This window comes from Klebsiella sp. CB_Kp196 (assembly GCF_040061575.1).
In the GTDB taxonomy this organism is placed as follows: Bacteria; Pseudomonadota; Gammaproteobacteria; order Enterobacterales; family Enterobacteriaceae; genus Klebsiella; species Klebsiella michiganensis.
The window spans coordinates 26,007-48,344 of sequence record NZ_JBEAFH010000051.1; the positions used below are offsets into that span (position 1 = coordinate 26,007).

21 protein-coding genes and 1 other annotated feature are annotated in these 22,338 nt (G+C 54.7%); of the genes, 15 read left to right on the forward strand and 6 right to left on the reverse strand.

Annotated features, from left to right (window positions below; all coding sequences use genetic code 11):
* The first annotated feature begins 136 nt into the window (after positions 1–136).
* From creA to creD, 4 genes are read left to right on the forward strand one after another with little or no spacing between them, the layout of a single operon-like run.
* Positions 137–610: a protein CreA gene (gene creA / locus ABLU87_RS17225; protein WP_004098425.1), complete on the forward strand. Its 474-nt coding sequence runs from the start codon at positions 137–139 to the stop codon at positions 608–610.
* 12 nt (positions 611–622) lie between these two features.
* Positions 623–1,312, forward strand: coding sequence for a two-component system response regulator CreB (gene creB, locus ABLU87_RS17230; RefSeq protein ID WP_004098427.1), 690 nt, complete (start codon positions 623–625; stop codon positions 1,310–1,312).
* Positions 1,312–2,736, forward strand: coding sequence for a two-component system sensor histidine kinase CreC (creC, locus tag ABLU87_RS17235; protein ID WP_122117079.1), 1,425 nt, complete (start codon positions 1,312–1,314; stop codon positions 2,734–2,736). Before creB ends, creC begins: the two co-directional genes overlap by 1 nt.
* 57 nt (positions 2,737–2,793) lie before the next feature.
* Entirely contained in the window at positions 2,794–4,152 is a 1,359-nt protein-coding gene (gene creD / locus ABLU87_RS17240; protein ID WP_122117078.1) for a cell envelope integrity protein CreD, read from the forward strand.
* 53 nt (positions 4,153–4,205) lie between these two features.
* Here creD and arcA read toward each other — a convergent pair whose 3' ends face one another.
* A complete protein-coding gene (gene arcA / locus ABLU87_RS17245) occupies positions 4,206–4,922 on the reverse strand; it encodes a two-component system response regulator ArcA (protein WP_002887843.1) in 717 nt (238 codons plus the stop codon).
* Positions 4,923–5,017: 95 nt separating this feature from the next.
* On the opposite strand from arcA, the gene yjjY reads away from it, so the two are divergent.
* The 6 genes from yjjY (at position 5,018) to thrC (ending at position 11,283) form a co-directional block, all read left to right on the forward strand.
* Positions 5,018–5,158 carry a protein YjjY gene (gene yjjY, locus ABLU87_RS17250; RefSeq protein WP_001541509.1) on the forward strand — a complete coding sequence of 47 codons (141 nt, stop codon included), beginning with the start codon at positions 5,018–5,020 and terminating at the stop codon, positions 5,156–5,158.
* 398 nt (positions 5,159–5,556) lie between these two features.
* Complete coding sequence (locus ABLU87_RS17255; protein WP_009653675.1) at positions 5,557–6,243, forward strand: tRNA/rRNA methyltransferase; 687 nt, start codon at positions 5,557–5,559, stop codon at positions 6,241–6,243.
* A 212-nt stretch (positions 6,244–6,455) separates the two neighbouring features.
* Positions 6,456–6,524, forward strand: coding sequence for a thr operon leader peptide (gene thrL, locus ABLU87_RS17260; RefSeq protein WP_004222578.1), 69 nt, complete (start codon positions 6,456–6,458; stop codon positions 6,522–6,524).
* Positions 6,463–6,580: a sequence feature (Thr leader region), on the forward strand. It overlaps the preceding gene by 62 nt.
* Positions 6,581–6,605: 25 nt before the next feature.
* Positions 6,606–9,068: a bifunctional aspartate kinase/homoserine dehydrogenase I gene (gene thrA, locus ABLU87_RS17265; protein WP_014227847.1), complete on the forward strand. Its 2,463-nt coding sequence runs from the start codon at positions 6,606–6,608 to the stop codon at positions 9,066–9,068.
* Position 9,069: 1 nt separating this feature from the next.
* Complete coding sequence (thrB, locus tag ABLU87_RS17270; protein WP_064358101.1) at positions 9,070–9,999, forward strand: homoserine kinase; 930 nt, start codon at positions 9,070–9,072, stop codon at positions 9,997–9,999.
* A 3-nt stretch (positions 10,000–10,002) separates the two neighbouring features.
* Entirely contained in the window at positions 10,003–11,283 is a 1,281-nt protein-coding gene (gene thrC, locus ABLU87_RS17275; RefSeq protein ID WP_064358100.1) for a threonine synthase, read from the forward strand.
* A 51-nt stretch (positions 11,284–11,334) separates the two neighbouring features.
* On the opposite strand, the gene yaaA is transcribed toward thrC, so the two are convergent.
* Positions 11,335–12,108 (reverse strand): peroxide stress protein YaaA, encoded by a 774-nt coding sequence (yaaA, locus tag ABLU87_RS17280; RefSeq protein ID WP_004098454.1) that lies wholly within the window; start codon positions 12,106–12,108, stop codon positions 11,335–11,337.
* A 77-nt stretch (positions 12,109–12,185) separates the two neighbouring features.
* Entirely contained in the window at positions 12,186–13,616 is a 1,431-nt protein-coding gene (locus ABLU87_RS17285; protein WP_049069364.1) for a sodium:alanine symporter family protein, read from the reverse strand.
* Positions 13,617–13,819: 203 nt separating this feature from the next.
* Between ABLU87_RS17285 and tal the strand changes: the two genes are divergently transcribed.
* The 3 genes from tal (at position 13,820) to ABLU87_RS17300 (ending at position 16,891) form a co-directional block, all read left to right on the forward strand.
* On the forward strand, positions 13,820–14,773 hold the full coding sequence (tal, locus tag ABLU87_RS17290) for a transaldolase (RefSeq protein WP_122117077.1): 954 nt from the start codon (positions 13,820–13,822) through the stop codon (positions 14,771–14,773).
* Positions 14,774–14,872: 99 nt separating this feature from the next.
* Positions 14,873–15,460, forward strand: coding sequence for a molybdopterin adenylyltransferase (mog, locus tag ABLU87_RS17295; RefSeq protein ID WP_004098459.1), 588 nt, complete (start codon positions 14,873–14,875; stop codon positions 15,458–15,460).
* A 120-nt stretch (positions 15,461–15,580) separates the two neighbouring features.
* The gene (locus ABLU87_RS17300; RefSeq protein WP_014227850.1) at positions 15,581–16,891 is read left to right on the forward strand and encodes an MFS transporter; all 1,311 of its coding nucleotides are present in this window, start codon (positions 15,581–15,583) and stop codon (positions 16,889–16,891) included.
* 42 nt (positions 16,892–16,933) lie between these two features.
* On the opposite strand, the gene satP is transcribed toward ABLU87_RS17300, so the two are convergent.
* The 3 genes from satP to ABLU87_RS17315 form a co-directional block, all read right to left on the reverse strand.
* Complete coding sequence (gene satP, locus ABLU87_RS17305; protein WP_014227851.1) at positions 16,934–17,500, reverse strand: acetate uptake transporter; 567 nt, start codon at positions 17,498–17,500, stop codon at positions 16,934–16,936.
* 88 nt (positions 17,501–17,588) lie between these two features.
* On the reverse strand, positions 17,589–18,338 hold the full coding sequence (msyB, locus tag ABLU87_RS17310) for an acidic protein MsyB (RefSeq protein WP_049082063.1): 750 nt from the start codon (positions 18,336–18,338) through the stop codon (positions 17,589–17,591).
* Positions 18,339–18,365: 27 nt separating this feature from the next.
* Positions 18,366–18,770 (reverse strand): DUF2541 family protein, encoded by a 405-nt coding sequence (locus ABLU87_RS17315; RefSeq protein WP_049080694.1) that lies wholly within the window; start codon positions 18,768–18,770, stop codon positions 18,366–18,368.
* Positions 18,771–19,155: 385 nt separating this feature from the next.
* On the opposite strand from ABLU87_RS17315, the gene dnaK reads away from it, so the two are divergent.
* Positions 19,156–21,072, forward strand: a complete 1,917-nt coding sequence (gene dnaK, locus ABLU87_RS17320) for a molecular chaperone DnaK (protein ID WP_004128758.1) — start codon at positions 19,156–19,158, stop codon at positions 21,070–21,072.
* A gap of 87 nt (positions 21,073–21,159) precedes the next feature.
* Positions 21,160–22,296 carry a molecular chaperone DnaJ gene (gene dnaJ, locus ABLU87_RS17325; RefSeq protein ID WP_014837364.1) on the forward strand — a complete coding sequence of 379 codons (1,137 nt, stop codon included), beginning with the start codon at positions 21,160–21,162 and terminating at the stop codon, positions 22,294–22,296.
* The last annotated feature ends 42 nt before the right edge of the window (positions 22,297–22,338 follow it).

Sequence of the window (22,338 nt, forward strand, 5' to 3'; positions counted from 1 at the left end):
CATTCAGTGTTTTTTTTGCTTTTAAATGCGATTCTTCCAGAAGTATCGGTGGTAATTTTGTAAAGCTGTGATCTATAAAACTTTTCTTCTTAATGTGTGATAATCACTCAGCTAAATTTTTAAGAATGGTAACAATATGAAATACAAGAAGTTAGTGGCAGGTATGCTTTTACTGGCGGGGTCTCAGATGGCGCAGGCGGAGCAAATTGGCTCTGTGGATACCGTGTTTAAGTTCCTTGGGCCGGATCATAAAATTGTCGTAGAGGCCTTTGACGACCCGGATGTACAAAACGTGACGTGCTACATCAGCCGGGCGAAAACCGGGGGAATTAAAGGCGGGTTAGGGCTGGCGGAAGATACCTCTGATGCTGCGATCTCCTGTCAGCAGGTGGGGCCGATTGAGCTGACGGATAAAATCAAAAACGGTAAAACGCAGGGCGATGTCGTGTTCCAGAAACGCACCTCGCTGGTATTTAAAAAGCTGCAGGTGGTGCGCTTTTACGATGCCAAACGCAATGCGCTGGTCTATCTGACCTATTCGGATAAAATCGTCGATGGCTCGCCGAAGAACGCGATTAGCGCGGTGCCGATTATGCCATGGAATAAATAACAGGGAACGCCGATGCAACAACCGCGGATCTGGTTGGTGGAAGATGAGATGAGCATCGCCGATACGCTCGTCTACCAGCTGCAGCAGGAAGGATTTATCGTTACGGCGTTCGAGCGCGGGCTGCCGGCGCTCGATGCGGCACATCACCACCAACCCGACCTGGCGATTCTCGACGTCGGGCTGCCGGATATCAGCGGGTTTGAGCTCTGTCGGCGGCTGCTTGCTCGCTACCCGGCGCTGCCGGTGCTGTTCCTGACGGCCCGCAGCGAAGAGGTGGATAAGCTGCTTGGCCTGGAAATCGGCGCTGATGACTATATTGCCAAGCCATTTTCCCCTCGTGAAGTTTGCGCCAGAGTTCGCACCGTTCTGCGGCGGCTGCAGAAGTTCGCCGCCCCTCCACCGCTCTTGCGCGTGGGGGAGTTCACATTGAACGACGCCGCGGCTCGGGTCACCTGGTGCGGTCAGAGCCTGAATCTGACCCGCTATGAGTTTTTATTATTAAAAACGCTACTGCACTCTCCGGGGCGCATTTTTTCCCGCCAGCTGCTGATGGAGCAGGTATGGGGCGATGCGAACGAGAGCTTCGATCGTACCGTGGATACTCATATCAAAACGCTGCGCGCTAAGCTGCGAGAAGTGAACCCTGACATCTCCCCCATCAATACGCACCGCGGCATGGGATACAGCCTTGGAGGCTTCTGATGCGCATCGGTATGCGGCTGCTGATGGGCTACTTTTTGATTGTGGCGATCGCGGCCTGGTTTGTGCTTTCCATCTTCGTTCAGGAGATTAAACCCGGGGTCCGGCGGGCAACCGAAGGGACGCTGATTGATACGGCTACCCTGCTTGCCGAGCTGGCCCGCGAGGATTTACTCTCCGCCGATCCCCAGCACGGGCGCCTGGCCCAGGCTTTTCAAACGCTGCATCGCCAGCCGATCAACGCCAACATTGCCGGCATTAATAAAGTTCGCAATGAATATCACGTCTATATGACCGATGCGCAGGGCAAGGTGGTGTTTGATTCTGCGGACAGTGCGCTGGGGCAAGACTACTCGCGCTGGAACGATGTCTGGCTCACTTTACGCGGGCAATACGGCGCGCGCAGCACGCGCAGCGATCCGAACGATGATAACAGCTCGGTGATGTATATTGCCGCGCCGGTGACTGACAGCGGCCGAATCATTGGCGTGCTAAGCGTCGGGAAACCCAATCTGGCCATGGCGCCGGTCATTAAACGCAGCGAGCGGCGTATTCTGTGGGCCGGCGGGGCGCTGCTGGGGATCGCGCTCCTGATAGGCGCTGCGATGGTATGGTGGATTAACTTTTCCATCGGCAAGCTGGTTCGCTACGCGGACTCCGTGACCGCCGATCGTCCGGTTCCGCTGCCGAATCTGGGCGGCAGCGAACTGCGTAAGCTGGCGCAGGCGCTGGAGAGTATGCGCCTTAAGCTTGAAGGTAAAAACGCCATTGAAAACTATATTTATGCGCTGACCCATGAGCTGAAGAGCCCGCTGGCGGCGATTCGCGGCGCGGCAGAAATTCTCCGTGAGGCTCCTCCGCCTGAGGTCGCCGCCCGTTTTACGCGTAATATTCTGGCGCAGAACGCGCGAATGCAGTTGCTGGTGGAAAATTTGCTCCAGCAGGCCCGGCTGGAGAACCGGCTGGAGATCGCCCGACGTCCCGTCCCCGTCGCTGAGCTATTTCATCGCCTGGCCGAGGAGCGCGAGATCGCGCTGGCGGCGAAAAAAGTGACGCTGCGCTGGCAGGATACGCCTCTGATGGTTGAAGGCGATCGGGAGCTTCTGGCGCAGGCGTTGGGTAATCTCGTTGATAATGCTATCGATTTCACGCCTTCCGCAGGGGAAATCCTGCTTGGTGCTGAAGAGCGTGATGGCGGCGTGCTGTTAACCGTATGCGATACGGGATGCGGCATTCCCGACTACGCCCTGGGGCGTATTTTTGAACGTTTCTATTCTCTGCCTCGTGAAAATGGGCAAAAAAGCAGTGGCCTGGGGCTGGCGTTTGTTCGTGAAGTCGCGCGCCTGCATCAGGGGGATATCCAGCTGGTTAATCGCCCTGAAGGCGGCGCGTGCGCTTTGCTGAGACTTCACGCTCACTTCACATAGCTTCAAACTCTCCCCACACGGCCCCTTTAAGGTGAGCGCATCACTAAGGAGAGGGCTATGTTGAAATCACCACTATTCTGGAAAATGAGCACCCTGCTGGGATGCATTTTACTGTTGTCGATCCCGCTGATGCTGGTCCGGCAGCTGATCGTTGAACGCGCGGACTATCGTAGCGACGTGGTTGACGCGCTGGAGAGCAGCACCAGCGGATCGCAGAAACTGGCCGGACCGATGATTGCCATTCCGGTGACCGAGACGCTAACGCGGGTTGAGGGAACTAAAACGGTAGAATATCAAACCCAATGGGTACACTACTGGCTGCCGGAGACGCTGGCGGTCACCGGTAATCAGGATGTTGAATCCCGGAGAATCGGTATCTATGAGGGGCAGATCTGGCACAATAATCTCAGCGTCAAAGCGCATTTTGAACCTTCGCGCATCAAGGCGCTCAGGAAGCAGACGATTACGCTGGGCAGACCGTTTCTGGTCGTCAGCGTCAGCGATGCGCGCGGTATTGGCGAGATTAAGTCACCAGAGCTCAATGGCGAGAGGCTACCCGTTGAGCCTGGGCCGGGTCTCGACGATAGCGGGGAGGGCATTCATATGCCGATGCCGCTGTTACTCCCTGAACAAAAAGCGCTGGATATTGAATTCACGCTCAATCTGAATGGCAGCGGCAGCTTCTCGGTGGTTCCGCTTGGGCGCAACAGTACCTTACAGCTTGCCGGCAACTGGCCGCACCCGGGTTTCCTTGGTGACTTTTTACCTGCAAAGCGGGAAGTCAGCCCAACAGGCTATAGCGCCCAGTGGCAAAGCACCTGGTTTGCCAACAATATGGCGAAGTTTTTTGTTGAGGGTCGGCAGATTGAGTGGCGTCAGTTGCCCGCTTTCAACGTGAATGTCACCACGCCCGCCGATCAATATCAGCTGACCGATCGGGCGACAAAATATGCCGTTCTGTTGATAACGCTGACGTTTATGGCATTTTTTGTTTTTGAAAGCTTAACGCGGTATCGCATGCACCCCATGCAGTATCTGCTGGTGGGGCTGTCGCTGGTCATGTTCTATCTGGTGCTGCTGGCGCTGTCTGAACATATCGGTTTTACGGCATCGTGGATTGCCGCCAGCCTGCTAGGCGCGCTTATCAACGGGGTGTATCTTCAGGCAGTCTTGAATGGTTGGCGTAACAGTTTACTGTTCGTCTGTGCGCTACTGCTGCTGGACGGCGTTATGTGGATGCTGTTGCGATCGGAAGATAGCGCATTGCTGCTGGGGACCGGCGTATTGCTGCTGGCGTTAAGTGCGCTGATGTTCCTGACCCGCCACGTTGACTGGTACGCGTTATCTCTGCCGAAGGCAAAAGGTGAGCTGCCGGACGCTGGTCAGGATGACGATAAGTTCAGGATCTGGAAATAAAAAAACGGCGCGAATTGCGCCGTTTTTACGTTATGACAGCAAGAAAAACGGTGTTATTCCTGCAGGTCGCCACAGAAGCGGTACCCCTCGCCATGGATGGTGGCGATAATTTCCGGGGTGTCCGGAGTGGATTCAAAATGCTTACGAATGCGACGGATGGTCACGTCCACGGTACGGTCGTGCGGCTTCAGCTCACGGCCGGTCATTTTCTTCAGCAGTTCCGCACGCGACTGGATTTTGCCCGGATTTTCGCAGAAGTGCAGCATGGCGCGGAATTCACTGCGCGGCAGCTTGTACTGCTCACCATTGGGGCTTACCAGCGAGCGGCTATTGATATCCAGCTCCCAGCCGTTGAACTTATAGCTTTCCACGCTACGGCGCTCTTCGCTCACGGTACCCAGGTTCATGGTACGGGAGAGCAGGTTGCGCGCGCGGATCGTCAGTTCACGTGGGTTGAACGGTTTAGTGATATAATCATCGGCGCCAATTTCGAGGCCAAGGATTTTATCCACTTCGTTATCGCGGCCGGTGAGGAACATCAGCGCGACGTCCGCCTGCTCACGCAGTTCGCGTGCTAACAGGAGACCATTTTTACCCGGCAGGTTGATATCCATGATCACCAGGTTGATATCATTTTCAGACAGGATCTGATGCATTTCCGCGCCATCGGTCGCTTCGAATACATCATAACCTTCTGCTTCGAAAATACTTTTTAACGTGTTGCGTGTTACCAACTCGTCTTCAACGATAAGAATGTGCGGGGTCTGCATGTTTGCTACCTAAATTGCCAACTAAATCGAAACAGGAAGTACCAAAGTCCCTGACCTGCCTGGTGCATGTCGCAAATTAACATGCCCGGCGTAACATGACTAAAGTACGTAATTGCGTTCTTGATGCACTTTCCATCAACGTCAACAACATCATTAGCTTGGTCGTGGGTACTTTCCCTCTGGACCCGACGGTGTCAAAAACGGCTGTCATCCTAACCATTTTAACAGCAACATAACAGGCTAAGTGAGGCATGACACCCAATAAAACTACGCTTCGTTGACATATATCAAGTTCAATTGTAGCACGTTAACAGTCTTGTGAAATCATTGCATCTAAACGGGATTCATCTTCACAATTCATACTTCGCTCAATTAGTTGCAATGAGAAAATAATAAACGCGGTGAATCCAAAGCCTCAAAACGTACTCGGACGTAAATTTCATTGCCAAACATACGGATAAAGCCGTTCTGTTAACATACTCTGTGTCATGGTGCCTTGGGAATAGTTTAGTTTTTTTTATGGGTGATAAAGCTCAAATTTAGTGATTTTTGTTGCAAATTTGTAAATTCACGGCGCGTAAAATGAGGGAAAAAATCGTTATTCCCACCGCCTAAAAGGTAAAAGAGAAACCGAATGCGTTTATCAATTGTATTAGTGTCCCCGGCTCGGGCGGAAAACGTCGGGGCGGCAGCCAGAGCGATGAAAACCATGGGGTTTAGCGACATGCGTATCGTCGATAGCGAGGCGCATTTGCAGCCCGCCGCGCGCTGGGTCGCGCACGGTTCTGGCGATATCCTCGATAATATCAACACTTATGCCACGCTGGAGCAGGCGCTGCACGATGTTGATTTTACCGTGGCCACGACCGCCCGCAGCCGGGCGCGTTTCCACTACTACGCGACGCCGCAGCAGCTCCTGCCGCTGCTGGAAGAAAAAGCGCAGTGGATGCATCATGCCGCGCTGGTGTTTGGTCGGGAAGATTCTGGTTTGACGAATGAAGAGCTGGCCCTTGCCGATGTGTTGACCGGTGTGCCGATGGCGGCTGACTATCCTTCGCTAAACCTGGGGCAGTCGGTGATGGTCTATTGCTACCAACTGAGCTCATTGCTGCAACTGGCCCCGTCAACCTCCGCCGACGCAGATGGTAATCAGCTGCAGGCGTTACGCCTGCGAACGCGCGATCTGCTTAACCGCCTCGGCGCGGGTGACGATGTAAAACTGTCCGACTGGCTGGAGCAGCGGATAGGACTTTTGCAGCAGCGAGACACCGCCATGCTGCATCGTTTACTGCACGATATTGAAAAAAACCTCCCAGGGTAAAATGCTGTCATATTATTTTCATATGGTCTTATGTGCTAATTATTGGCGTCTGGATGCGTAAATCCGGATGAATTGTCAGGTTGCTATGGCGTATTGGCCAGGTGTGAAAAAAAGGGCTAAAAGTAGAAATTCGTTGACTTAAGTCGACAGATACTTTAACCAATATAGGCACAGGACACAGACAGATAAAAATTACAGAGTACACAACATCCATGAATCGCATCGGCATGATCACCACGATTATCACCACCACTATTACCACAGGTAACGGTGCGGGCTGACGCGTACAGGAAACACAGAAAAAAGCCCGCACCTGAACAGTGCGGGCTTTTTTTTCGATAAAAAATCAAGGGGTCATAACCATGCGTGTGTTGAAGTTCGGCGGTACATCAGTGGCAAATGCAGAACGTTTTCTGCGTGTTGCCGATATTCTGGAGAGTAATGCCAGGCAGGGGCAGGTAGCGACCGTACTGTCTGCCCCGGCGAAGATCACTAACCATCTGGTTGCGATGATCGAAAAAACCATTGGCGGGCAGGATGCGCTGACTAATATCGCTGATGCCGAACGCATTTTCGCCGAACTTCTGCAAGGCCTCGCCGATGCCCAGCCGGGCTTTCCGCACGCTCAGTTGAAAATGTTTGTCGAGCAGGAGTTTGCGCAAATCAAACACGTCCTGCACGGTATTAGCCTGCTCGGACAGTGCCCGGATAGCGTCAATGCGTCTCTGATCTGCCGGGGAGAAAAGCTCTCCATCGCTATTATGGCCGGCTTACTGGAAGCGCGCGGTCATAACGTCACGGTGATTAATCCGGTTGAAAAACTGCTTGCCGTTGGCCATTACCTCGAATCCACCGTGGACATCGCCGAGTCGACCCGCCGCATTGCCGCCAGCCAGATCCCGGCTGACCATATGGTGCTGATGGCGGGCTTTACCGCCGGTAACGAAAAGGGCGAACTGGTGGTGCTGGGCCGTAACGGCTCTGACTACTCCGCAGCGGTGCTGGCCGCCTGCCTGCGCGCCGACTGCTGTGAAATCTGGACCGACGTTGACGGCGTTTATACCTGCGACCCGCGTCAGGTGCCGGATGCGCGTTTGCTGAAGTCGATGTCCTATCAGGAAGCTATGGAGCTCTCCTACTTCGGCGCCAAAGTTTTGCACCCGCGTACTATCGCCCCCATCGCCCAGTTCCAGATCCCCTGTTTAATCAAAAATACCGGTAATCCGCAGGCGCCGGGTACGCTTATCGGCGGCAGCAGCGATGAAGACGATCTGCCGGTGAAAGGTATCTCTAATCTCAACAATATGGCGATGTTCAACGTCTCCGGGCCGGGGATGAAGGGGATGGTTGGCATGGCGGCGCGCGTGTTCGCCACTATGTCCCGCGCGGGAATCTCCGTTGTTCTTATCACCCAGTCCTCTTCCGAATACAGCATCAGCTTCTGCGTGCCGCAGAGCGATTGCGCTCGGGCGAAGCGGGTAATGGAAGATGAATTTTATCTGGAGCTGAAAGAGGGGCTGCTTGAGCCGCTGTCGATCATGGAACGCCTGGCGATTATTTCGGTTGTCGGCGATGGTATGCGCACCCTGCGTGGGATTTCCGCTAAATTCTTCGCTGCGCTGGCGCGCGCCAATATCAACATTGTGGCGATTGCCCAGGGTTCTTCCGAGCGCTCTATTTCCGTTGTCGTGAGCAACGATGATGCGACCACCGGCGTTCGCGTGACCCACCAGATGCTGTTCAATACCGATCAGGTGATTGAAGTGTTTGTCATTGGCATCGGCGGCGTCGGCGGCGCGCTGATCGAACAGATCAAGCGCCAGCAGAGCTGGTTGAAGAGTAAACATATCGACCTCCGCGTTTGCGGGGTGGCTAACTCGCGCGCCTTGCTGACCAACGTACACGGCCTGAACCTTGAACACTGGCGCGATGAGCTGGCGGAAGCCAAAGAGGCGTTCAACCTGGGACGACTTATTCGTCTGGTGAAAGAGTACCATCTGCTGAACCCGGTGATTGTCGACTGTACCTCCAGCCAGGCGGTGGCCGATCAGTACGCCGATTTCCTGCGCGAAGGTTTCCACGTGGTAACGCCGAACAAAAAGGCCAATACCTCATCGCTGGATTACTATCATCAGCTGCGTCATGCCGCGAGCAGCTCACGACGTAAGTTTTTATACGATACCAACGTCGGCGCGGGGCTGCCGGTAATCGAAAACCTGCAAAATCTGCTGAACGCCGGCGATGAGCTGCTGCGCTTCTCCGGTATTCTGTCCGGCTCGCTGTCATTTATCTTCGGTAAGCTGGACGAAGGCGTAAGCTTCTCCGCGGCGACGAAGCTGGCGCGTGAAATGGGCTATACCGAACCGGATCCGCGCGACGATCTTTCCGGGGTGGATGTCGCGCGTAAGCTACTGATCCTCGCACGTGAAACCGGGCGCGAACTGGAGCTGTCTGACATTATCGTAGAGCCGGCGCTACCGGCGGGTTTTGACGCCAGCGGCGATGTCGACAGCTTTATGGCACGCCTGCCTTCTCTGGATGACGAGTTTGCCTCGCGGGTCTCAAAAGCGCGCGATGAAGGCAAGGTCTTGCGCTATGTCGGTAATATCGAAGAGGATGGCACCTGCCGCGTGAAAATCGCCGCGGTTGATGGCAACGATCCGCTGTTTAAAGTGAAAAACGGCGAGAATGCGCTGGCGTTCTATAGCCACTATTACCAGCCGCTGCCGCTGGTGCTGCGCGGTTATGGTGCGGGTAACGATGTGACGGCGGCTGGCGTTTTCGCCGACCTGCTGCGTACCCTGTCATGGAAGTTAGGAGTTTAAGATGGTCAAAGTATATGCCCCGGCTTCCAGTGCTAATATGAGCGTCGGGTTTGACGTGCTGGGCGCGGCGGTAACGCCGGTTGACGGCACGCTGCTGGGGGACAATGTCTCGGTTGAGGCGGCGACGAGCTTTAGCCTGCAAAACGTGGGTCGCTTCGCCAGCAAACTGCCGACGGCGCCGCAGGAAAATATCGTCTATCAATGCTGGGAGCGTTTTTGCCAGGAGATTGGCAAGAAGGTACCGGTGGCGATGACCCTGGAAAAAAACATGCCGATTGGTTCCGGCCTGGGTTCCAGCGCCTGTTCCGTCGTCGCCGCGCTGGTCGCGATGAACGAGTTCTGCGGCAAGCCGCTCAGTGAGAGCCGAATGCTGGCGCTGATGGGCGAGATGGAAGGGCGGATTTCCGGCAGTATCCATTACGATAACGTCGCGCCGTGCTATCTGGGCGGGATACAATTGATGCTTGAGGAAAACGGCATCATCAGCCAGCAGATTCCGGCCTTCGACGAGTGGCTGTGGGTGCTGGCCTATCCGGGTATTAAGGTCTCCACCGCGGAGGCGCGGGCAATTTTGCCGGCGCAGTATCGCCGTCAGGACTGTATTGCCCACGGTCGTCATCTGGCGGGCTTTATTCATGCCTGCTATTCCCGCCAGCCTCAGCTGGCGGCGAAATTGATGAAAGATGTGATTGCCGAACCGTATCGTACCAAACTACTGCCGGGCTTCAGCGAAGCGCGTCAGGCAGCAATGGAAATTGGCGCGCAGGCGTGCGGCATTTCCGGTTCCGGTCCAACGTTGTTTGCACTATGCGATAAACCGGAAACCGCGCAGCGCGTCGCCGACTGGCTGGCTACGCACTATCTGCAAAATCAGGAAGGCTTCGTTCATATTTGCCGGCTGGACACGGCGGGCGCTCGAGTAGTGGGATAACCAATGAAACTCTATAACTTAAAAGATCATAACGAACAGGTCAGCTTTGCGCAGGCCGTCACGCAGGGGCTTGGCAAACATCAGGGGCTGTTCTTCCCGCACGATCTGCCGGAATTCAGCCTGACTGAAATCGACGAGATGCTGCAGCAGGACTTTGTGTCGCGTAGCGCAAAAATCCTGTCGGCATTTATCGGCGATGAGATCCCGCAGGGCGTTCTGCAAGAGCGCATCGGCAACGCCTTTACCTTCCCGGCGCCGGTCAGCAAAGTGCAGGACGACGTCGGCTGCCTCGAACTGTTCCACGGCCCGACTCTGGCGTTTAAAGACTTCGGCGGCCGTTTTATGGCGCAGATGCTCACCCATATCGCAGGCGACAAACCGGTCACTATTCTGACGGCCACCTCCGGCGACACCGGCGCGGCGGTTGCGCACGCGTTTTATGGCCTGCCAAACGTCAAAGTGGTCATTCTCTATCCGCGCGGCAAAATCAGCCCGCTGCAGGAAAAGCTGTTCTGCACTCTCGGCGGTAACATTGAAACTGTGGCTATCGACGGCGACTTTGACGCCTGCCAGGCGCTGGTTAAACAGGCCTTTGATGATGAAGAGCTGAAAGCTGCGCTGGGTCTTAACTCGGCTAACTCAATCAATATCAGCCGCCTGCTGGCGCAGATTTGCTACTACTTTGAAGCCGTGGCTCAGCTGCCTCAGGAAGCCCGTAACCAGCTGGTTATCTCGGTACCCAGCGGTAACTTTGGCGATCTGACCGCCGGCCTGCTGGCCAAATCTCTGGGTCTGCCAATCAAACGCTTTATTGCGGCGACTAACGCCAACGACACCGTGCCGCGCTTCCTGCAGGACGGTAACTGGTCGCCGAAAGCAACCCAGGCCACGCTGTCTAACGCCATGGACGTCAGCCAGCCGAACAACTGGCCGCGCGTGGAAGAGCTGTTCCGTCGTAAAACCTGGCGCCTGAACGAGCTCGGCTACGCGGCGGTGGATGATGAAACCACCAAAGAGACCATGCGTGAGCTGAAGGCTATCGGCTACACCTCAGAACCGCATGCGGCGATTGCTTATCGCGCGCTGCGCGACCAGCTGCAGGCGGGTGAGTATGGCCTGTTCCTCGGCACGGCGCATCCGGCGAAGTTTAAAGAGAGCGTGGAAGAGATTCTGCAAGAGACGCTGCCGCTGCCGAAAGAGCTGGCCGATCGCGCCGATCTGCCGCTGCTGTCGCATAATCTGCCGGCCGATTTTGCCGCGCTGCGTAAGCTGATGATGGGCTAAGTCTGAATCAGCGCTTCCCTGCTGCGTGATTGGCGGCAGGGAAGCGGTTTTTTACTGCTCGTGGCGTTTAAAGACCAGCTCTCCGTTACCCGAAGCGTCGGCGTCAAAGAAATAACCTTCGCTATCAAAGCGGGTCAGCTGCTCCGGCTTCGTTAAGCGATTCTCAATAATGTAACGACTCATCAAGCCGCGCGCTTTTTTAGCGTAGAAGCTGATCACTTTAAACTTGCCGTTTTTCTCATCAAGGAATACCGGCTTTATCAGCTGGCCCTCAAGCCGTTTGGGTTTCACCGACCTGAAGTACTCATCAGAGGCCAGATTTACCACGATATCGTCGCCCTGGGCTTTCAACGCCTGATTCAGCTTATCGGTAATAACGTCTCCCCAATACTGATACAGATCTTTGCCTTTTGCGTTCTCAAGCTTAATCCCCATCTCCAGACGATAGGGTTGCATCAGATCCAGCGGGCGCAGAACGCCGTACAGGCCGGAAAGCATCCGCAGATGCTGCTGGGCAAAATCGAAATCGGCTTCGCTAAAGGTCTCTGCCCGCAGGCCGGTATAGACATCACCCTTAAACGCCAGGATCGCCTGACGGGCGTTGTCCGGGGTGAAGTCTGGCTGCCAGTCGTGAAAGCGGGTCGCGTTCAGGTCAGCCAGCTTGTCGCTGATGCCCATCAGTTTACCAATCTGCGGTGCCGACAGCTGACGGGCAATGCCGATAAGCTCCTGAGAGTGTTCCAGTAGCTCTGGCTGGGTATAACGCGTCGTTGCCAGCGGGCTTTGATAATCGAGCGTTTTTGCAGGTGAAATCAGAATGAGCATATCCAGTCCTTACAGGAAATTTTTGACGACTTTAGCAAAAAAACGTCATGAGAGGATCGATAGCTGCGATTGCCGCGCTATTCGCGCGGCAGGTTGTCCCATGTTCCCGGTACCAGCTGCTGATGAATTTCAGGGTAGCGGGTGACGTCAAATTCCGGCCGCTGGCCCAGCTTCCGCTGTCGCAGATAATCGCTGGCAATGATCCGCACCGTCGGCGACAGCAGCAGGATAGCCGTCAGGTTAGTTATAGCCATCAGCGCCATGATGATATCCGCCATCTGCCAGACCACCGGTAGGCTGACCATCGCGCCGGTGACGACCATACACAGCGTGAGCAGACGCAGCAGCCAGATGTTACGCAGGCTATCCATGCGGAGAAAAATGAGATTATTTTCGGCATAGATATAGTTTGCGACGATCGAACTGAAGGCGAACAGCAGCACGATAAAAGCGACAAAGCTGGAACCCCAGTCGCCGACGAGGTTGCTCATCGAATGCTGGATAGCCTGAATGCCGCTTGCCGCTTCTTCGTTGCCGTCTCGCGGCGCCAGCATGATGATCACTGCGCTGGCGGTACAGATCACGATGGTATCAATAAAGACGCCAATCATTTGTACGATCCCCTGCGCCGCGGGATGAGGGGGCCAGGAGGCGGCAGCGGCGGCGGAATTTGGCGTCGAACCCATACCCGCTTCATTGGAAAACATCCCGCGCTGAAAGCCGCTGGTGAGCGCCTGGCTGATGGTGTAGCCCACCGCGCCCGCAGCGGCCTCTTGCCAGCCGAAAGCGCAGCGGAAAATGATTTCAAAAATCGTCGGCAGGGCGGTGATATGCCACAGGCCGATAATCAGGCTGGTCAGCACCCACAATAAAGCCATAAGCGGCACGAGCCACTGCATCAGCCGCGCTACGCCGCGAATCCCGCGAACGATGACCAGCAGGGTCAGCGCCGCCAGCACGCCGCCGGTGATAACATCGGGTAAACGAAACGCATACTCCATGGCATGGGCAACGGAGTTGGCTTGTACGGTATTAAAGATGACGCCGTAGGCCAGCAGGAGAAGAATAGAAAACAGCACGCCCATCCAGCGCATGCCGAGTCCCCGGGCCATATACCAGGCCGGGCCACCGCGAAAGTGCCCGCGGGAGTCGCGCTCTTTATAAAGCTGCGCGAGAGAACATTCGGCGAAACTGCTGGCCATGCCGAGCAGCGCCGAGACCCACATCCAGAAAACGGCGCCGGGGCCACCTGCGGCAATGGCCAGCGCCACGCCTGCCATATTGCCGCTGCCCACGCGCGCCGCCAGACTCATACAGAGCGCCTGAAAAGAGGTTAACCCGCCGGGCTGCGGCTGAAGGCTCTTTTTCAGACTTCTGCTAAACTGGCGGATATAACGGAACTGAATATATTTTGTTCGCCAGGTAAACCAAACTCCAGCGCCCAGTAACAGATAAATCATTACCGAGCCCCAGAGTATTTCATTGATAAACGACAGAAAATCAGGCATCAAGCATCCTCTTGCCCATATCGGTGCGCGAGTGTAAGCGCTACCAATCCAGTGACAATCCTTTAGTGTTCAGGGAATTAATTGGCCCAGTTTATCACACTCTGCGCTCATGCATTGTAGGCGGTTGCGCTGCCCCGGCAGCGTGTTATCATCTTGGCAGACCGGTTACATCCCCTTAACTGCTGTTTAAGAGAAACACTATCATGACGGATAAATTGACTTCTCTGCGTCAGTACACCACTGTCGTAGCTGATACCGGAGATATCGCGGCAATGAAGCTGTATCAGCCTCAGGACGCCACGACTAACCCTTCTTTGATTCTCGGCGCGGCTCAGATCCCTGAGTACCGTAAGCTGATTGATGACGCCGTTGCCTGGGCTCGCGGCCAGAGCAGCGACCGCGCGCAGCAGATTATCGATGCTTCCGATAAGCTGGCGGTGAACATTGGTCTCGAAATTCTTAAGCTGATCCCTGGCCGTATTTCCACCGAAGTTGATGCTCGCCTGTCCTATGACACCGAGGCTTCTATCGCCAAAGCTAAGCGCCTCATCAAACTGTACAACGATGCTGGCATCGGCAACGATCGCATTCTGATTAAACTGGCTTCTACCTGGCAGGGCATTCGCGCCGCTGAGCAGCTGGAAAAAGAAGGCATCAACTGTAACCTGACGCTGCTGTTCTCCTTCGCTCAGGCGCGTGCCTGTGCGGAAGCGGGCGTATTCCTGATTTCTCCGTTCGTTGGTCGTATCCTCGACTGGTACAAAGCCAACACCGATAAGAAAGAGTACGCGCCGACAGAAGATCCGGGCGTGGTGTCCGTAAGCGAAATCTACGAATACTACAAACAGCACGGTTACGAAACGGTGGTTATGGGCGCAAGCTTCCGTAACCTCGGCGAGATCCTCGAACTGGCCGGCTGTGACCGTCTGACTATCGCTCCTGCGCTGCTGAAAGAGCTGGCGGAAAGCGAAGGCGCCATCGAACGCAAACTGGCCTTCAGCGGCGAAGTTAAAGCGCGTCCGGCGCGTATCACCGAATCTGAATTCCTGTGGCAGCACAACCAGGATCCGATGGCGGTAGATAAACTGGCGGAAGGCATCCGCAAGTTTGCGATCGACCAGGAAAAACTGGAAAAAATGATCGGCGATCTGCTGTAATCCCCCATGTGGCCGGCGTCCGTCGGCCACATTAAACTGTCTGCCTTGCTCCCCTCGGTGTATTATTCTGTCTATTAATACTGTTTGAACGGAATAATCATGAACACCTTACGAATCGGCTTAGTTTCCATTTCCGATCGCGCCTCCAGCGGCGTCTATCAGGATAAAGGCATTCCCGCGCTTGAAGCGTGGCTGGCCCGTGCGCTCTCCACGCCTTTCGAATTGCAAACCCGCTTGATCCCGGATGAACAGGTTATTATCGAGCAAACCCTCTGTGAACTGGTCGATGAAATGGGCTGCCATCTGGTCCTGACTACAGGCGGCACGGGCCCGGCCCGCCGTGATGTCACCCCGGATGCGACGCTGGCGATTGCCGATCGGGTGATGCCCGGCTTTGGTGAGCAAATGCGCCAGGTGAGCCTGCACTTTGTGCCGACGGCCATTCTTTCTCGTCAGGTTGGCGTTATCCGCAAGCAGGCGCTGATCCTTAACCTGCCCGGGCAGCCAAAGGCGATTGAGGAAACGCTGGAAGGTGTGAAAGATGCGGAAGGTAACGTGCTGGTGCACGGCGTTTTCGCGAGTGTACCGTATTGTGTACAACTGCTTGAGGGGCCTTATGTGGAAACAAACGGCGAAGTAGTAGCAGCTTTCCGCCCTAAAAGCGCCAGACGTGAAACATTATCCTGAATTTACCGTATTCCTGATATAACCTGCATCACCAGTGGTGTGTTGTTTTATTTACGATATAGTGTTTTTTACTTTACACCGTACGTAGAATATCTTCATACCTCTGGATGATCGCCCGTTATGTCACACTACACCCGACCTTTGAATCGACAGGATTATAAAACGCTGACGCTGGCCGCCCTCGGCGGCGCGCTGGAGTTTTACGATTTCATTATCTTTGTCTTCTTCGCCGCCGTTGTCGGCGAGCTATTTTTCCCGGCCGATATCCCGGAATGGCTGCGCCAGGTGCAGACCTTCGGCATTTTTGCGGCGGGCTATTTAGCTCGTCCTCTTGGCGGCATCATTATGGCCCATTTTGGCGATCTGGTCGGGCGTAAGAAGATGTTTACCCTGAGTATTTTACTGATGGCGCTGCCTACGCTGGCGATTGGCCTGCTGCCCACCTACGCGTCGGTAGGCATCGTGGCGCCGCTTTTGCTGCTTCTTATGCGCATTCTTCAGGGGGCGGCGATTGGCGGTGAAGTCCCCGGCGCATGGGTCTTTGTGGCGGAGCATGTACCGGAAAAAAGAATAGGTATCGCCTGCGGTACGCTGACCGCTGGCCTGACGGTGGGGATATTACTGGGGTCGGTCGTCGCGACGCTGATTAATACTCATCTGACTCCTCAGGGTATCCACGATGGCGGCTGGCGTATTCCGTTCCTGTTAGGCGGCGCGTTTGGTCTTGTCGCCATGTATCTGCGCCGTTGGCTCCAGGAGACGCCGATTTTCCTCGAAATGCAGCAGCGTAAAGCGTTAGCGCAGGAGCTGCCGGTTAAAGCCGTCGCGCTGAAGCATCAGAAAGCGGTGGTGGTCTCAATGCTGCTGACCTGGCTTTTATCCGCCGGCGTGGTGGTGGTGATCCTGATGTCGCCGGTCTGGCTGCAAAAGCACTACGGTTTTGCCCCCGCAATCACCCTGCAGGCGAACAGTATTGCCACTATCATGCTGTGTATCGGCTGCCTGCTGGCAGGGCTGGCCGCTGACCGTTTTGGCGCCAGCCGCACGTTTATTGTCGGCAGCGTATTCCTCGCGGCGGCAAGCTGGGCGTTCTATCATCTTTCCGGCGATAGCCCGCAGCGCCTGTTCCTGCTTTACGGTGCGGTGGGGCTGTGCGTCGGCGTGGTCGGGGCGGTTCCGTATGTGATGGTGCGCGCGTTCCCGGCTGAAGTGCGTTTTACCGGTATCTCATTCTCTTATAACGTCTCTTACGCCATCTTTGGCGGTCTGACGCCGATTGCGGTGACCATGCTGATGGGCGTTTCGCCGATGGCGCCCGCGTGGTACGTGCTGGCACTGTCGTTGATGGGATTGGGGCTGGGGATCTGGCTGCGCCAGGGGCTGGAACAACAGGTCGCTGCGCCGAAAGCTGAACTGCAGCGCCTGCCGTAAATCGATAGGGCTCACGTCGCCGCTCGCGAGCGGCGACGTTAATTAATGCTTTTCGCCGATTGGCAGAACGGTGCGGCCAAACTGCTCGTTCAGCACTTCACCCATCGCCAGATAGATGGCGCTAGCGCCACAGACCAGACCGACCCAGCCCGCAATCTTAACGATGCCTTCGTTATCAGCCAGGTGACCAATCGCCAGCAGCGCGAACAGCACGGTCAGACTGAGGAAAACAAACTGCAGCATACGCGCGGCTTTCAGGGTGCCAAAGAACATAAACAGGGTAAAAACGCCCCATAGTCCCAGGTACATACCGAGGAAGTGCGCGTTGGGTGCTTCTGCAAGGCCCATTTTCGGCATCAGAAGAATAGCAACCAGCGTCAGCCAAAAAGCGCCGTAAGACGTGAATGCGGTTAAACCAAAGGTGTTGCCTTTTTTAAACTCCAGCAGGCCGGCAAAAATCTGCGCAATGCCGCCGTAAAAAATGCCCATCGCCAGGATAGCTACATCAAACGCGAACAGGCCGCTATTTGCCAGGTTAAGCAGAATAGTGGTCATGCCGAAGCCCATAAGGCCCAGCGGTGCCGGATTAGCCAACTTAGTGTTGCCCATAATTCCTCAAAATAATGATTAGAAAGGGAAGCATTCCCCGTCTCTCAGCGACGGGGCGCGGCATAATAATTAGGCGCTGCGAAACTGTCTATGATCTGGCGGGGTATTTTTCACCAATTTCATTTTTCACCTGATAAAGACTGGTCATTTGCCGTAAACAGGCAATATGCAGTACGGCCGGGATGGTCACGCGATAAGCGCTGCCGCTCACGGCTTTGACGCCATTAAACGCGGCGCCGAGGGGGCCGCCAAGCCCCGCGCCGCGAACCAGACCGTGGCCGATGACGCTAACCGCGGCGTGCGTGCGCAGGATCTTCGCCAGCCGGATTTCCAGAAGGTGGTTGACGCCCTGCGCCAGCTTATTTGTCTGCAGCAGATGGGGAAGTAATGCTTTATGGTCGTTGACCCGACACTCAACGGCAGTGAAGAAGTCAGCTTTCTGCCGATCGTCCATCTTCTTCCAGCTGTGTTCAAGGAAGTGCTCCAGAAGATGCTGTTCTATTTCCGGCGTAGAGGTGTGCTTATCGGCTTTGATTTTTAGCCGCTTGCAAACATCCAGCAAAATTTCCCGGTAGAACTTTCCGTGACGACGCAGCGTGTTGGCGATGCTGTCGCCGCCGAAGTGCTGGAGCTCGCCGGCAATGAGCTGCCAGTTGCGACGATAGCGTTCGGGATGCCCTGCCATCGCCTGGAAAGTTTGATTACGTAATAGCGTACTTGAAAGGCGCGGCTTTCCATTCTCATTGTGGGTCAGAATTCGGGTGAATGTTTCCAGATGCTCTTCGCTACAGCGATGAAGAAAAGAGAGGTCTTCATCATCCAGATAATTAATTTTCATAAATACCAGATAAGGTGAACAGTAATATTAATCGTCGCCAATGATTTTTAGCGAGGCCATGTCAGAAGAGTTAATCGTGTGGCCAGAAAAAGCGATTTTTTTTACGCAGCGCTTGTTATCGTTGTCGCTATTAATGTTAATCCAGTCGGTGGTTGCCCCCTGTTTGATGGTTGATGGAACGTTGAGGCTCTGGCTGGCGCTATTGCTGGCTTTAAAGTACACCGTCGCGCCGGAGAGCTGGATGTCGCCGCGATCGGCAGTGAGCTGGATACGCTTAATCACCCGGCATACCGGTAGCTTCAGCGTGAGATCGTTAGTCTCATTTCGCGGCATGGCGACAACCCCTAAAATTTTATGATCGTTAGCGGATGCTGACGTTATTAAGGCGGCGCTTAAAAATAACCCTGCTGATATATGAATCAGTGATTTCATGAGGATTTCCTGAATATTGGATGAGTCATAGCGGGGGGTATTTTATCACCGGAACTTTATTGTCTTTAGCACGTAATCATTGCGGATTATGTCAATTGTTTTATGAATATATTTAACTTTAATTATTATCATTAATTATATTTTGTGCGTTTTTAGGCCCGCTTTCCGGACCGCTTATGAGGCCTGCTTGCCACCCGTCGGCGCGGGCAGGTCAAAAATTTTTTTGTATCCCCCCTTGATGCCGCGGTGGGCGACCCCATCTTGTAGTCAACCGCAGTGAATGAACCTGAAAAAAAATGATGTCTGGGTAGTTGAAACCGCACGTTTCGCCCTTATTACAGGTTCACAACCACATGTTGACTGAATTTTTAGTGGAGACGTTTAGATGGGTAAAATTATTGGTATCGACCTGGGTACTACCAACTCTTGTGTAGCGATTATGGATGGCACTACTGCACGCGTGCTGGAGAACGCCGAAGGCGATCGCACCACGCCTTCTATCATTGCCTATACCCAGGATGGTGAAACTCTGGTTGGTCAGCCGGCTAAACGTCAGGCAGTGACAAACCCGCAAAATACCCTGTTTGCGATTAAACGCCTGATTGGCCGCCGCTTCCAGGACGAAGAAGTCCAGCGTGACGTTTCTATCATGCCGTACAAAATCGTTGCCGCAGACAATGGCGACGCATGGCTTGATGTGAAAGGCACCAAAACCGCACCGCCGCAGATCTCTGCCGAAGTGCTGAAGAAAATGAAGAAAACGGCTGAAGATTACCTGGGTGAACCGGTAACTGAAGCGGTTATTACCGTACCTGCTTACTTTAACGATGCTCAGCGTCAGGCAACCAAAGACGCCGGCCGTATTGCAGGCCTGGAAGTCAAACGTATCATCAACGAACCGACTGCCGCTGCGCTGGCTTACGGTCTGGATAAAGAAGTCGGCAACCGCACTATCGCGGTGTACGACCTCGGTGGTGGTACCTTCGATATCTCCATTATCGAAATCGACGAAGTTGACGGCGAAAAAACCTTCGAAGTTCTGGCGACCAACGGTGATACCCACCTGGGCGGTGAAGACTTCGATACCCGTCTGATCAACTACCTCGTTGACGAGTTTAAGAAAGATCAGGGCATTGACCTGCGTAACGACCCGCTGGCGATGCAGCGCCTGAAAGAAGCCGCTGAGAAAGCGAAGATTGAACTCTCTTCCGCTCAGCAGACCGACGTGAATCTGCCGTACATCACCGCAGATGCCACCGGTCCGAAACATATGAACATCAAAGTGACCCGTGCGAAACTGGAAAGCCTGGTAGAAGATCTGGTTAACCGTTCCATCGAGCCGCTGAAAGTTGCTCTGCAGGATGCTGGCCTGTCCGTATCCGATATCCAGGACGTTATCCTGGTCGGTGGTCAGACCCGTATGCCGATGGTGCAGAAAAAAGTTGCTGAGTTCTTCGGTAAAGAGCCGCGTAAAGACGTTAACCCGGACGAAGCCGTTGCCATTGGTGCTGCTGTTCAGGGCGGCGTCCTGACGGGTGAAGTGAAAGACGTTCTGCTGCTGGACGTTACCCCGCTGTCTCTGGGTATCGAAACCATGGGCGGCGTGATGACTGCGCTGATCAATAAGAACACCACCATCCCGACCAAGCACAGCCAGGTGTTCTCAACTGCTGAAGACAACCAGTCTGCGGTAACCATCCATGTTATTCAGGGTGAGCGTAAACGCGCATCGGATAACAAATCTCTGGGTCAGTTCAACCTGGATGGTATCAACCCGGCACCGCGCGGTATGCCTCAGATCGAAGTGACTTTCGACATCGATGCTGATGGTATCCTGCATGTGTCCGCGAAAGACAAAAACAGCGGTAAAGAGCAGAAGATCACCATCAAAGCCTCTTCTGGTCTGAACGAAGAAGAAATTCAGAAAATGGTACGCGATGCTGAAGCTAACGCAGAAGCTGACCGTAAGTTTGAAGAACTGGTACAGACCCGTAACCAGGGTGACCACCTGCTGCACAGCACGCGTAAGCAGGTTGAAGAAGCAGGCGATAAACTGCCGGCTGACGATAAAACCGCTATCGAGTCTGCGCTGACCGCGCTGGAAACTTCGCTGAAAGGTGAAGATAAAGCCGATATTGAAGCGAAAATGCAGGCGCTGGCCCAGGCTTCCCAGAAGCTGATGGAAATCGCTCAGCAGCAGCACGCTCAGCAGCAGGCTGGCGGCGCTGACGCTTCCGAGAGCAACGCGAAGGACGACGATGTTGTTGACGCTGAGTTCGAAGAAGTGAAAGACAAAAAATAATCGCCCTTTGAACGGGTAAAACACTGGCACGGGCGAAGAGGTTTCCTCTCCGCCCGTGCACGCATGTTAAGGGGCTGAAAAACACCAATGGCAAAGCAAGACTATTACGAGATTTTAGGCGTTTCCAGAACAGCGGAAGAGCGTGAAATCAAAAAGGCGTATAAGCGCCTGGCCATGAAGTATCACCCGGACCGTAACCAGGGTGATAAAGAGGCTGAAGCTAAATTCAAAGAAATCAAAGAAGCGTATGAAATCCTGACCGATGCCCAGAAGCGTGCAGCCTACGATCAGTACGGTCACGCCGCATTTGAGCAGGGCGGCATGGGCGGCGGCGGCGGTGGTTTTGGTGGCGGCGCGGATTTCAGCGATATCTTTGGCGATGTTTTCGGTGATATCTTTGGCGGCGGACGCGGTCGCCAGCGCGCAGCGCGCGGCTCGGACCTGCGCTATAACATGGATCTGACGCTCGAAGAAGCCGTTCGCGGCGTAACCAAAGAGATCCGTATCCCGACTCTGGAAGAGTGCGACGTTTGCCACGGCAGCGGAGCCAAAGCGGGTAGCCAGCCGCAGACTTGCCCAACCTGTCACGGTGCGGGCCAGGTCCAGATGCGCCAGGGTTTCTTCGCCGTTCAGCAGACCTGTCCGCATTGCCAGGGGCGCGGTACGCTGATTAAAGATCCGTGCAATAAATGCCACGGTCATGGTCGCGTTGAGAAAACCAAAACGCTGTCGGTTAAAATCCCGGCGGGCGTCGATACCGGCGACCGTATTCGTCTGGCAGGTGAAGGTGAAGCGGGCGAGCATGGCGCACCTGCTGGCGATCTGTATGTACAGGTCCAGGTTAAGCAGCACGCCATTTTCGAGCGTGAAGGAAATAATCTGTACTGCGAAGTCCCGATTAACTTCACCATGGCCGCTCTCGGCGGAGAGATTGAGGTTCCGACGCTGGACGGTCGTGTAAATCTTAAAGTGCCGGGCGAGACGCAGACAGGTAAGCTGTTCAGGATGCGCGGTAAAGGCGTGAAGTCCGTGCGCGGCGGTGCGCAGGGCGATCTGCTGTGCCGCGTGGTGGTTGAAACTCCGGTTGGCCTTAACGATAAACAAAAGCAGCTGCTGAAAGATCTTCAGGAGAGCTTTGGTGGGCCAACGGGTGAGAAGAACAGTCCGCGCTCTAAAAGTTTCTTCGATGGCGTGAAGAAATTTTTCGATGATTTGACGCGCTAATTGCTATTTATTTCCTGACTTTCTCCAAGCCCGGGCCTTCGT

Bases quoted from the DNA above. Each gene is read 5' to 3' on its own strand.
- creA (WP_004098425.1), top strand. From the start codon at position 137: ATGAAATACAAGAAGTTAGTGGCAGGTATGCTTTTACTGGCGGGGTCT.
- creB (WP_004098427.1), top strand. From the start codon at position 623: ATGCAACAACCGCGGATCTGGTTGGTGGAAGATGAGATGAGCATCGCC.
- creC (WP_122117079.1), top strand. From the start codon at position 1,312: ATGCGCATCGGTATGCGGCTGCTGATGGGCTACTTTTTGATTGTGGCG.
- creD (WP_122117078.1), top strand. From the start codon at position 2,794: ATGTTGAAATCACCACTATTCTGGAAAATGAGCACCCTGCTGGGATGC.
- arcA (WP_002887843.1), bottom strand. From the start codon at position 4,922: ATGCAGACCCCGCACATTCTTATCGTTGAAGACGAGTTGGTAACACGC.
- yjjY (WP_001541509.1), top strand. From the start codon at position 5,018: ATGACTAAAGTACGTAATTGCGTTCTTGATGCACTTTCCATCAACGTC.
- ABLU87_RS17255 (WP_009653675.1), top strand. From the start codon at position 5,557: ATGCGTTTATCAATTGTATTAGTGTCCCCGGCTCGGGCGGAAAACGTC.
- thrA (WP_014227847.1), top strand. From the start codon at position 6,606: ATGCGTGTGTTGAAGTTCGGCGGTACATCAGTGGCAAATGCAGAACGT.
- thrB (WP_064358101.1), top strand. From the start codon at position 9,070: ATGGTCAAAGTATATGCCCCGGCTTCCAGTGCTAATATGAGCGTCGGG.
- thrC (WP_064358100.1), top strand. From the start codon at position 10,003: ATGAAACTCTATAACTTAAAAGATCATAACGAACAGGTCAGCTTTGCG.
- yaaA (WP_004098454.1), bottom strand. From the start codon at position 12,108: ATGCTCATTCTGATTTCACCTGCAAAAACGCTCGATTATCAAAGCCCG.
- ABLU87_RS17285 (WP_049069364.1), bottom strand. From the start codon at position 13,616: ATGCCTGATTTTCTGTCGTTTATCAATGAAATACTCTGGGGCTCGGTA.
- tal (WP_122117077.1), top strand. From the start codon at position 13,820: ATGACGGATAAATTGACTTCTCTGCGTCAGTACACCACTGTCGTAGCT.
- mog (WP_004098459.1), top strand. From the start codon at position 14,873: ATGAACACCTTACGAATCGGCTTAGTTTCCATTTCCGATCGCGCCTCC.
- ABLU87_RS17300 (WP_014227850.1), top strand. From the start codon at position 15,581: ATGTCACACTACACCCGACCTTTGAATCGACAGGATTATAAAACGCTG.
- satP (WP_014227851.1), bottom strand. From the start codon at position 17,500: ATGGGCAACACTAAGTTGGCTAATCCGGCACCGCTGGGCCTTATGGGC.
- msyB (WP_049082063.1), bottom strand. From the start codon at position 18,338: ATGAAAATTAATTATCTGGATGATGAAGACCTCTCTTTTCTTCATCGC.
- ABLU87_RS17315 (WP_049080694.1), bottom strand. From the start codon at position 18,770: ATGAAATCACTGATTCATATATCAGCAGGGTTATTTTTAAGCGCCGCC.
- dnaK (WP_004128758.1), top strand. From the start codon at position 19,156: ATGGGTAAAATTATTGGTATCGACCTGGGTACTACCAACTCTTGTGTA.
- dnaJ (WP_014837364.1), top strand. From the start codon at position 21,160: ATGGCAAAGCAAGACTATTACGAGATTTTAGGCGTTTCCAGAACAGCG.